9 protein-coding genes and 2 pseudogenes are annotated in these 10,208 nt (G+C 68.5%); 2 read left to right on the top strand and 9 right to left on the bottom strand.

Annotation, left to right across the window (positions count from 1 at the left end; translation table 11 throughout):
• Window positions 1-47: 47 nt before the first annotated feature.
• The 7 genes and pseudogenes from ACWDO5_RS33765 to ACWDO5_RS33735 all read right to left on the bottom strand — a co-directional run bounded on the left by ACWDO5_RS33765 (window position 48) and on the right by ACWDO5_RS33735 (window position 4,286).
• Window positions 48-359: an SCO5918 family protein gene (locus tag ACWDO5_RS33765; RefSeq protein ID WP_450534372.1), complete on the bottom strand. Its 312-nt coding sequence runs from the start codon at window positions 357-359 to the stop codon at window positions 48-50.
• 54 nt (window positions 360-413) lie between these two features.
• On the bottom strand, window positions 414-818 hold the full coding sequence (locus tag ACWDO5_RS33760; protein WP_450534371.1) for a CBS domain-containing protein: 405 nt from the start codon (window positions 816-818) through the stop codon (window positions 414-416).
• A gap of 46 nt (window positions 819-864) precedes the next feature.
• Window positions 865-2,394 carry a DEAD/DEAH box helicase gene (locus ACWDO5_RS33755; protein ID WP_450534370.1) on the bottom strand — a complete coding sequence of 510 codons (1,530 nt, stop codon included), beginning with the start codon at window positions 2,392-2,394 and terminating at the stop codon, window positions 865-867.
• A 325-nt stretch (window positions 2,395-2,719) separates the two neighbouring features.
• Window positions 2,720-2,923: a cold-shock protein gene (locus ACWDO5_RS33750; protein ID WP_266516097.1), complete on the bottom strand. Its 204-nt coding sequence runs from the start codon at window positions 2,921-2,923 to the stop codon at window positions 2,720-2,722.
• 583 nt (window positions 2,924-3,506) lie between these two features.
• Window positions 3,507-3,704 (bottom strand): annotated as a pseudogene (locus ACWDO5_RS33745) (cold-shock protein); the annotation flags it as partial.
• Window positions 3,705-3,707: 3 nt separating this feature from the next.
• Window positions 3,708-3,836 (bottom strand): hypothetical protein, encoded by a 129-nt coding sequence (locus ACWDO5_RS33740; protein ID WP_450534369.1) that lies wholly within the window; start codon window positions 3,834-3,836, stop codon window positions 3,708-3,710.
• A 111-nt stretch (window positions 3,837-3,947) separates the two neighbouring features.
• Complete coding sequence (locus ACWDO5_RS33735) at window positions 3,948-4,286, bottom strand: MerR family transcriptional regulator (protein WP_450534368.1); 339 nt, start codon at window positions 4,284-4,286, stop codon at window positions 3,948-3,950.
• A 996-nt stretch (window positions 4,287-5,282) separates the two neighbouring features.
• Between ACWDO5_RS33735 and ACWDO5_RS33730 the strand changes: the two genes are divergently transcribed.
• Entirely contained in the window at window positions 5,283-5,675 is a 393-nt protein-coding gene (locus ACWDO5_RS33730; RefSeq protein ID WP_450534367.1) for an ATP-binding protein, read from the top strand.
• An 882-nt stretch (window positions 5,676-6,557) separates the two neighbouring features.
• Here ACWDO5_RS33730 and ACWDO5_RS33725 read toward each other — a convergent pair.
• The gene (locus tag ACWDO5_RS33725) at window positions 6,558-7,013 is read right to left on the bottom strand and encodes a tyrosine-type recombinase/integrase (protein ID WP_450534373.1); all 456 of its coding nucleotides are present in this window, start codon (window positions 7,011-7,013) and stop codon (window positions 6,558-6,560) included.
• A gap of 17 nt (window positions 7,014-7,030) precedes the next feature.
• Between ACWDO5_RS33725 and ACWDO5_RS33720 the strand changes: the two are divergent.
• Window positions 7,031-7,787: pseudogene (locus tag ACWDO5_RS33720) on the top strand (IS701 family transposase); the annotation flags it as partial.
• A gap of 116 nt (window positions 7,788-7,903) precedes the next feature.
• On the opposite strand, the gene ACWDO5_RS33715 reads toward ACWDO5_RS33720, so the two are convergent.
• Entirely contained in the window at window positions 7,904-9,412 is a 1,509-nt protein-coding gene (locus tag ACWDO5_RS33715) for an amidase (protein WP_450534366.1), read from the bottom strand.
• Between the last annotated feature and the right edge of the window lie 796 nt (window positions 9,413-10,208).

The raw sequence follows: 10,208 nt of genomic DNA, 5'->3' as shown, positions 1-10,208 counted from the left end.
GCCCTTGCGGCTGCCCTCGCGCCCGCTCCGAAGGCCCTGCCCGTCGGTCAGACGACCGCGGGGGCGCCGAGCATCGCGGAAGCCTGTTGGAACGGGTTGAGGACGCGCGTGGGCGCGGCGGCCTTGGGAAGGCCGCGGCAGGTGAAGCCGAGCTGGGTCATGGCCCGGAGGACTTCGCCGGCGCTGAAATCGCGGCGGTCCTGGCGTGTGACGACCTGGCCGACCTGCCTGACGGGGTAGGTGCGGCGGCCGATGACCACGGACTCGCCGAAGACCTGCTCGGGCCTGATGCCCTTCATCGATTCCAGGACGCCGCTCTTGGTGAGGTCGAACGGGAAGCGGGCGATGACACAGCGCATGATGCCTCACAAGGAGAAGAACGAAGGGGGATGGTTCTGCCGCGGTGAGGCGGTTCAGCCGGCAAGGGCGAGGACGCCCAGAGCACTGCCTTGTTCGTCGACGACAGGCATGGCATCGAGCCGGCGGCAGCGCATGGCGTGCTCGGCTTCGGCCATCGAGGTCACGGGCGCGGTGAACGGCCGGCGGTCGCCGAGGATGTCGCGCAGCTGGACCCGGTCCGTGTACGCGGAGCTGTCGCGGACTGCGGCGAGCTGGGCCTGGGTGACCAGGCCGGTGCACAGGCCGTCGTTGTCGCAGACGAGCAGGTGCCCGGTGCGGGCGCTGTCCATGACGGACAGGGCGACCTCGATGGTCATGTCGTCGCAGACCTGCGGTCCGGCTGCGTCCATGGCGTCGGCCGCCGTCCTGTGTACGGGGGTGGCATTCGCCGAGCGGGGCTGCATCTGAACCAGCGTCAAAACGTGCCTCCTGCAGAGATGGGTCAGTTTCCTGATCACGAAGGTTCTAGGCCGCCGCATCGAAGGAGGACTGCCGCACGCTCACGCGCCGGGCAGCCGAAGCGGGGCTGCGTCGGCCGCGTGAGGCCGCGCTGCGCTTGCGCCGTTCGGCCACCGGCGCGGTGATCGTCACGGGGATGCCGGAGGGGGTCTGGGCGCCGGTGATCTGGCTGAGTGTCTCTTCGCCGGAGCGGACCTGGGTGGTCTGGGGCACGATGCCGGCGGCCGTCATGAGGCGGGTCATGTCGCGGCGCTGGTTGGGGGTGACCAGGGTGACGACGCTGCCGGACTCGCCGGCCCGCGCGGTGCGGCCGCCGCGGTGGAGGTAGTCCTTGTGGTCGGTCGGCGGGTCGACGTTGACGACGAGGTCGAGGTTGTCGACGTGGATGCCGCGCGCTGCGACGTTCGTCGCGACGAGCACGGTGACGTGCCCGGTCTTGAACTGGGCCAGGGTCCGGGTGCGCTGCGGCTGCGACTTCCCGCCGTGCAGGGCGGCGGCCCGGGCACCGCTGTTCAGCAGGTCCTGCGTCAGCCGGTCGACGGCGTGCTTGGTGTCCAGGAACATGATCACCCGGCCCTCGCGCGCCGCGATCTCCGTCGTCGTCCGGTGCTTGTCGGCGCCGTGGACGTGCAGCACGTGATGCTCCATGGTGGTGACCGCGCCTGCGGACGGGTCGACGGAGTGGACGACCGGATCGGTGAGGTAGCGGCGGACCAGCCGGTCGACGTTGCGGTCGAGGGTGGCGGAGAACAGCATCCGCTGGCCCTCGGGGCGTACCTGGTCCAAGAGAGCGGTGACCTGGGGCATGAAGCCCATGTCGGCCATCTGGTCGGCCTCGTCCAGGACGGTGATCGCGACCTGATTGAGTCGGCAGTCACCGCGGTCGATGAGGTCCTTGAGGCGGCCCGGCGTCGCGACGACGACCTCGGCGCCGCCCCGCAGCGCATTGGCCTGCCTGCCGATCGACATTCCGCCGACGACGGTGGCCAGGCGCAGCTTCACCGAGCGGGCGTAGGGGGTGAGTGCGTCGGTCACCTGCTGGGCCAGCTCGCGGGTGGGAACAAGGATCAGGGCCAGCGGCTGGCGGGGCTCGGCGCGCTGTCCGGCGGTGCGGGCCAGCAGGGCCAGGCCGAAGGCGAGGGTCTTGCCCGAGCCGGTGCGTCCGCGTCCCAGGGCGTCGCGGCCCGCGAGGGTGTTGGGCAGGGTCGCGCCCTGGATCGGGAACGGGACGCTCACGCCTTGCGCGGTGAGCGCGGCCAGCAGTTGGGCGGGCATGTCGAGGTCGGCGAACGCCTCGACCGCGGGCAGCGCGGGAGTGATCGTCTCCGGCAGGGCGAACTCGCCCTGGACCGCTGCGGGCCGCCGGCCGTGGCCGCCCGAGCGGCTCGGACCCCCTGAACGGCTCGGACCCCCTGAACGGCTCGGGGCGGGCGAGCCGAAGCGGCCGCCCCGCCCCGAACCGGCGCCGGAGCCGAAAGCGGGGCCGTCGGTGCGGCGGGGGCGGGAGGAACGGCCGTTCGTACGTGTGGGGTTCATTGAGAACCTTCCTTGATACGGCACGTATCAAGGAATTCCCGCAGCGGAAGAGCAGCGCGGGGAATCACAAGAACGGGCCGAATGGAATGCGAAAGCGAATCTGGCTTGCAGTGAATCCAGTGCGGGGTGCAGGCGATGAAATGGGTGACGTCATGTGGACGTGAAATACCGGACGTCGACGGGTGCAGCTCCGAAGAGGCGCGCATCCCTGAGGAAGGGGCTGCGGGCGGTGTTGTCCCACAGGTGACACCACTGCGGGAAATGCCCGCAGCTGGGGCCCGCACCCCGAGGGATGCGGGCCCCAGCTACAAAGTGCGCGTCAGCGTCAGGCGAGAACGATGTTCTCGGCCGTCGGGCCCTTCTGGCCCGGCGCGATGTCGAAGGTGACCTTCTGGCCTTCGAGCAGCTCACGGAAGCCCTGGGCGGCGATGTTCGAGAAGTGGGCGAACACGTCAGGGCCGCCACCGTCCTGCTCGATGAAGCCGAACCCCTTGGCTGCGTTGAACCACTTCACGGTACCTGACGCCATGTCATATCTCCTTTGGGGCAGTACGCCGGGACCCGCGATGCACGGATTCCGGGTCGCCGCGATGATGCCCCGTCCGGAAAATGACCGGCAATACGAAAACGCTTCCAGTGGCTGAAAATGCCAGGCGAAGGCGCTTAAAGTTTTGGGAACCACAACTGCAACTGAGATCGACAGTAGCATGGGGTAGCGGCCCGCGTACGGTAAATAATTCCACTCTGTTAGTTGCGGTAAAAACACTCCCCGCGTGGCGCGTTAAACCCTCACCTCACGGATATAGATATTGATCCACCCGGAGCACAGCGTTTCAGGAAGAGCGGTCGCCCATCACGGCCCGGAGGACACGACTATTCCGGTGCCACGATCCCTACCGTTCAGCCCGGCGCCGGCCTCATCGGCCCGTACGCCGGTCCCGACAAGATCAGGGCCGCGCAGCTGTTGCGGCGCGGCCCTGATCACGTGCGCCCCAGATCCCGCCACCGTCGCCTGAAGGCCGGCGCCAGCTGTTCGGGTGAACCCGTCGGACAGCAGGGCCTGCCCCGGGGCAGCCGTACCCTGCGAGCGCGGGCAGGAAGGAAGTCAGGCCGGGGTTGATGTTCTCGGCCTGGGGGCCCTTCTGGCCTTGGGTGACGTCAAACGTCACGGCCTGACCTTCCTGGAGCTCACGGAAGCCCGAGGAGTTGATCGGGGAGTAGTGGGCGAAGACGTCCGGGCCGCCGCCGTCCTGGGCGATGAAGCCGAACCCCTTGGCTGCGTTGAACCACTTCACAGTTCCCGTAGCCATGTCTCATGCCTTCCAGTCGACGAACGCCTCCCACGACATGCGGAAGGCGGAGGTGATCGCCCTGGTTCCTGCGGCACAGCACAGCAGAATGCCCACGCCGAAGACGTGGGCGCAGGGGAACTTCCGAACCATGACAGCTGACGCAGACGCTAAATGTCCGCACACCCTGTCACCAGGAAACGACCCATGCGCCACGCCCCCGCATGTGCGGGACCCGCCGGTACCTGGCGGGCGCGCACCACCTCAGACCGCGGGCGGTGAATACACCGACTCGGCGGCACGGCGGTATTCGGCATTGATGCGCTGGGCTTCTTCGAGCTGGTCTTCGAGGATGACGATGCGGCAGGCAGCCTCGATCGGGGTGCCCTGGTCGACGAGCTCACGCGCGCGGGCCGCGATGCGCAGCTGGTAGCGGGAGTAGCGGCGGTGTCCGCCTGCGGAGCGGAGCGGGGTGATGAGGCGGGCTTCGCCGAGGGCGCGGAGGAAGCCCTGGGTGGTGCCGAGCATCTCGGCGGCCCGGCCCATGGTGTAGGCGGGGTAGTCGTCGTCATCGAGACGGCTGAACGAGTCGTCTGCTGTCATTGCACCTCTCTGTGGAACGCGTGGAGGGGCCCTGGTGCCGTATGGCACCAGGGCCCCGAAGGAACTGCTACACCATCTGCCGGCCCTGGTACTGCGCCGGCCTTCTGTGTCCGCATGCCCACCCGGGAGAGGGCGGGGAATGCGGGGATCGCGGTTGCTTGACCGGAGACCACCTCACAATCGATGTCCTGCGGTACCCGGGCTCAGTGATTCCGCCCGGGCGATCCTGATGGCGCTCAACTCCTCCGTTCTTCCCTCTGGATGAGCTACTTACCAAACGGGAACTGCGGAACTGCGTACTGCTGGTACTGCGAACTGCTCGTGGCCTCGAACAGCGCCACTCTTCGGCAGCCAGCCCCGTCGCCCGTCCTGCATCTGCTCTGGCTTAGAACCCCACTGCCGAACTTCCCGATGCGCGCGTCCGCAGCCGACGCCTTCACCGAGGTGCTGCTCACTGACTTCACTGCTGGGTACTGCGAACCTCACTTACTGAACTGCTACTGCGGTACTGCTCACGGCGGCCCCTGATCACTGCGGGCCACCCGGTCCGGTCGTCAGTCCCGTCGCCGTTCTGCAACAACCCTGGCTTCGAAACTCCACCACCGCACCGTCCTGCGAACTGCGTGTACTGCTGCCCGGCAGTTCGTCTCTGCCGGGCCTCGCTTGATCTCGGCTACGAGAGAAACCATAACCACACCACCGCTCAATGTCTACTCCGGCCGACACAGATTTTTGGGCGCTGGTCAGAGAGATAGTCGACCTCGACCACAGAAGGGGCACGCGGCGGCCCCACTCCGGCAGGGGCACCCGCTCCGAGCAGCGCCGTTACGCCGGCCTCGACTCCGCGAGCACCACAGCTTCCCCGCCTGACTGCGTGGATGATCGGCCAGGCACGCTCCACAGCCGGGGCCTCGTGCGGTTAACGCGCCGCAGGCCAGGGCACAGCACCGGGCAGACAGGACCGGGCATTGACGATCCAGAGACCAGGGTGACCTGATGGACACGATGAGCGTCAACGTCGCAACCGTCCGCTCCGCGACATCCGTCGCCGGCGCACGCGAGAGCACCCGGGATTTCCTCGAAGGTCTCGCACAGCCGACGATCCCAGCCGAGACCGCCGATACCGTGATCCTGGTCGTCTCGGAGCTCGTCACCAACGCCCTGCGCCACGGCGGCGGCACCTGCACCCTGGACCTGACCGCGGACCCGGACAGCATCGAGGTGGCCGTGCATGACGGCAGTATGCAGGCGCCGCGCATGCGCACCCCCGACCTGAACGGCGGCACCGGAGGCTTCGGCTGGCCCATGGTCAACCGCCTCGCCCGCACCACCGCGGTGACCCGCCGGACGGCCGGCGGCAAGACCGTCCGGGCCCTTCTCGCCCGGTAGCGCCAAGGCGCCGCTGCCAACCCACGTGACGGGTGGCCTCCCCAAGACCAATCTCACCATTGACCGCTGTACCGATGTGTCCGAAGGCCGGAACCAGCGAACCCGCACCCAGGTGTCGGCGCCTTCCCGCCCGTCTGTCTGTGTCAGCAGGGCAGTGGGCGGCCCCTCATATGCATGGGTCGGCGTCGGTCCACCGGCCGTGGCCGACCACCAAAGCCCCGGCAGGTTCCGCTGCCCCCGGTACGACGAGAACTCCCGTACCGGGACGACGTCCTCGAACCGCACCGCTCACACATCCGCTAGCGGACGCCGCGACTTCGTACCGTCAGCGGCCATGTAAGCGACCTCCTACCCCTTCGCCGGTGGCCCGGCCACACCGCCCGGCAGCACCTCTAACTCACCTACCACGTCCCGCTAACCCACCCCTCGATGCAAGGTCACGCTGACCTATGCAAGACCGGATGCAGCATAGAGCTGACAAGTGCAAGGTCAACCCGTACAGGACATCACGGACGGACCCGGCAGCACCGCGGGACGGAGACGTGATGGCGGGGTAGTCTGCGAGGACACGGCTGACCTGCGAAAACGGCCACTGGCTCAGCTCCCGGGCCAAGGGAGCGAGCCTGCTGCTCCTCCCAAAGCGTCTGCGGTGCTCAACGGAACCCGACTGGGCGACGGAGCTGCGTAGACACCTTCTGTCGACTCTCGAAGAACGTTCCCAAGGCCTCAGTTGGGAACCTGATGGGAACAGCAGGACAGAGAAAGCCCGCGAAGGATCGTGAAAGATCACTCCCCCGCCATTCCTCATCAGGCTGATGACCTGCGAGAACAGCGAAACATCAAGCCGGACAAGGAAAGACGAGTAACCTTATGATCATGCTCCTAAAGCGGGTGTCGCAGGTTCGAATCCTGCCTAGGGCACAATGCATTAAGCCGCTGACCTGGGGTTTCTCCCCCAGGGCGGCGCTCTGTTTCGGCCTCGGACTCCTCGTCTGAGGCCGTTTGCGTGAGCGGTGCGTGAGCGGACGGGTCGCCAGACCCCGATATTCCTCCCGACGGATCAGCACCATCCGGCACGGGCTCCGCGCCGGGCTCCTCCGCCTCGTCGGGCTCGGACTCTGGCCCGGAGGCGGTGTTCTCTGAGGTGGCGCGTGCGCGCGGCACGAGCCGGGCTGCGGCTTCGGCGATCGCCAGGTCCGCCTCGGGAAACAGACTCGTGTACGTGTCGGCCGTGATGGTGATCGAGGATTGGCCGAGCATCTCCTGGATGTCCTTCAGGTCGGCCCCGGCCGCGCGGGCCAGCGTCGCTGCACCGTGGCGAAGGTCGTGAAACCGGATCGGCGGGAGGCCGATCGCGGAAACGATCGCGCGTCGGCATCCCCGACAGCGAGCGACACCGGGAGAAATGGCGACTGGCCCTGGACATGCTCGATGAGGTCCGTGAGGACTGGGAACTGCCGGACCTGCCGGTAGTCGCCGACGCCGGCTACGGGGATGCCACCGGCTTCCGTGAAGGCCTGAGCGAACGCGGCCTGGCCTACGCGGTCGCGGTCAAGGCCACCACCACCGCCTACCCGGGCGACGCAGTCCCCGAACGCCCGCCCTACAGCGGCCGGGCCGCCGACCGGCCCGGCCTACCCGCTGCCCCACACCACTCTGCGCGCTCTGGCCCTGGCCGCCGGTCGGGGTGCGGCCCGCAGCGTGGTGTGGCGCCACGGCAGCAAGACAGGCACACGCAACCCGCAACCCCAGGTGCGCTCACGCTTCCTGGCGCTGCGGGTCCGCCCGGCCGACCGCACCATCCGCCGTGCCACCGACGGCTCCCTGCCCGAGTGCTGGCTGCTGGCCGAGTGGCCGCCCGGCTCCGCCGAACCCACCGACTACTGGCTGTCCACACTGCCCGCCGACACCCCGCTGCGCGAGTTGGTCCGCACCGCCAAAATCCGCTGGCGCATCGAGCACGACCACCACGAACTCAAAGACGGTCTCGGCCTGGATCACTTCGAAGGCCGCAACTTCCACGGCTGGCACCGCCACGTCACCCTGGCCGCCCTCGCCCAGGCGTTCTGCACCCTGCTGAGGCTCGATCCAAAAGCCCCTGCGCCGACCTGACCCTCTACGCGGTCCTCCGCGAGTTACAGAGGATCCTGGCCACCTGGAACGGCGCCTGCTCGATATCGGCCAACCCGCCCCCACACCCCGACCACACACCAGGACCCAACAAAGCCCTACTGGGCGCGTGCCGGCGGAGCCGCCCGGTGCAGGGCGGCGGCGCGTTCGAAGGCGGCCGCGGCACGCAGCAGCATGGCTTCCGAGCGGTCCGCGCCGACCAATTGCAGGCCGACGGGCAGTCCGGCCTGGCCGAATCCGCACGGCACCGACACCGAGGGCAGGCCCGCATAGCTGAACGGCATGGTGTAGCGCCGGCCCCGCACATACTCGTCGGAGGTCGTGTTCAGCGGTGGCGCCACCGTGGGCATCATCGGTGTGACCAGGATGTCGACGTCGTCGAAGGCAGCCCGTAGCGGCGCCGTGTCGGCGGGCCTGCGGGCCAGCGCGGCCTGGTAGTCGGCGGAGGAAATCTTCGCGGACAGTTCCATGTCCGAGCGCACGGTGGCCCCGAATATGGTCTTGTCCGGAGCCGGCCAGTAGACGTCCTTCATCGCTTGCCCGAACTCGTAGCGCAGGATGGTGAAGGCAGCGGTGAAATCGAGCAGGTCGGCGAGGTTGGAGACCTGGACGGTCGTGACGCGCGCACCCAGCCCCGCGAATGTGGTCAGGGCCCTGCGCACCTCCCGTTCGACGTCGTCGTCCAGTTCCCGCAGGCTGTAGTCCGCGATGAGGCCGATGCGCAGTCCGGCCGCGCCGCCGCCGATCCCGGCCAGGTAGTCGGTGCCCGGGCCCTCCAGCGAGTACGGGTCCAGCGGGTCGTGCCCGGCCATGGCGGTCAGCATCGCAGCTGTGTCGCGCACCGTGCGGCCGAACGGGCCGACGACATCGAGGCTGGGGGACCGGGGGATCGCGCCGCGCAGGCTGACCAGGCCATGGGTGGGGCGGACACCGACGATCCCGTTCCACGCGGCGGGCACCCGCACCGAGCCACCGGTGTCGCTGCCAATACCGGCCAGGGTGACGCCGGCCGCGATCGCCGCTCCCGTCCCGCTGGACGAGCCGCCGGGCGACCGGTCCAGCCGCCACGGATTGTGCACGTCACCGTAGAAGGCGTTCCTGCCGTCAATTCCCGCGGCGAACTCGTTCATGTTCGTCTTGCCGATGCTCACCGCGCCGGCTTCGCGAAGCCTGGCGACGACCGTCGCGTCCGCCGTCGGCACCCGATCGGCGTACACCTGCGACCCGGCAGTGGTCGGTATTCCGGCGGTGTCGAAGAGATCCTTCTGCACGATCGGAATTCCGTGCAGCGGTCCCCGATCCCTGCCGGCGGCCAGTTCCGCGTCGCGCAGGGCGGCCAGTTCCAGGGCCTGCCGGGACGTCATGGTGATGAAGGCGTTGAGTTTCGGCTGCGACGCGGATGCCGCGGCCAGCGCGTCGCGGGTCAACTCGACCGACGTCACCCTGCCGGCCCGCAGCATCGACGCGGCCTCCGTGATGCTGCCCGGTCGCGATCGGCGGGCCGCGGCCCCCGCTCGCGGACCGGCGACGCCGGTGACGGCGAGAGCGCCGACGGCTCCCCCTGTCCAGCGAAGCATCCCGCGTCTGCTGATTCCCTGTCCGGCCACGTCTCGCATCGTTCGCCTTTCTCACCAAGCCGCTGAAGCGTGGCAACACTACGATGTGAATTACTTCCGGCGAATTTCCAAGACGTTTCGAAACGCTACCGAATGGAGCGGCGGACGGTGCCAACGGCCTGGTCAGCACTGCGCACCGGCCCGATTTAAACGGCCTGCCACTTCGATCACCACCGAACTCGGTTTCCAGAAAAGGGAATTCAAGGTTTCTGACGAGGTGTCCCAAAAGGCGGGGGGCGAAGAGGCGGGTTCGGCGGGCCCGGGGCTCATGACGGTACGGCGGGGAGAAATGGAGCGGGGCAGTCACGGGCCCCGGGCCCGGCGGCCGCGTGCGCGGGCGCGGGCACGCACGGCAGGGGGCACGCACGGCGAGGACACGCACGGCGCGGGCACACCGGGCGAGGCATGACCTCTGTCACCGTCGCACCAGCCAACACCACCAGCACAGCCCGATACCTCTGCTCGACGACCGACAACTCCACCAGAGCCAATCCCGGCCTCCCGCCACGCGCAGCAACAACGCGGACAGCAAAACCGATCACGGCCACCGTCAACCATCACCTGGGACCGGATATCAAGCATCTACCGGGACCGGACGAGGGACGCTCAGGGGGACGCAGACAGACTTCCCTACTTCATCAAGACCCCCGCGCACGGCGCGGGGGCGCGCCGCCGTGGGGCGCGGCCGGCCTCCCTGTCTTCGCCACCTTGATGCCCGCAGGGTCGGCACTGGCGTCGTCGATGATGTGGATCTCGTTGGGAAGCCGGCTCTGAGCGAGGAGATCGG

The sequence above is a fragment of the Streptomyces sp. NPDC000880 genome (genome assembly GCF_053599675.1).
Note: the sequence above shows the minus strand (reverse complement) of the source record. Positions and strands in the feature narration are given on the sequence as shown.

What these genes read in the sequence shown, in the direction of transcription:
- ACWDO5_RS33740 (WP_450534369.1), bottom strand. Translation starts at nt 3,836, where the DNA reads ATGGTTCGGAAGTTCCCCTGCGCCCACGTCTTCGGCGTGGGCATTCTG.
- ACWDO5_RS33735 (WP_450534368.1), bottom strand. Translation starts at nt 4,286, where the DNA reads ATGACAGCAGACGACTCGTTCAGCCGTCTCGATGACGACGACTACCCC.
- ACWDO5_RS33755 (WP_450534370.1), bottom strand. Translation starts at nt 2,394, where the DNA reads ATGAACCCCACACGTACGAACGGCCGTTCCTCCCGCCCCCGCCGCACC.
- ACWDO5_RS33750 (WP_266516097.1), bottom strand. Translation starts at nt 2,923, where the DNA reads ATGGCGTCAGGTACCGTGAAGTGGTTCAACGCAGCCAAGGGGTTCGGC.
- ACWDO5_RS33730 (WP_450534367.1), top strand. Translation starts at nt 5,283, where the DNA reads ATGGACACGATGAGCGTCAACGTCGCAACCGTCCGCTCCGCGACATCC.
- ACWDO5_RS33765 (WP_450534372.1), bottom strand. Translation starts at nt 359, where the DNA reads ATGCGCTGTGTCATCGCCCGCTTCCCGTTCGACCTCACCAAGAGCGGC.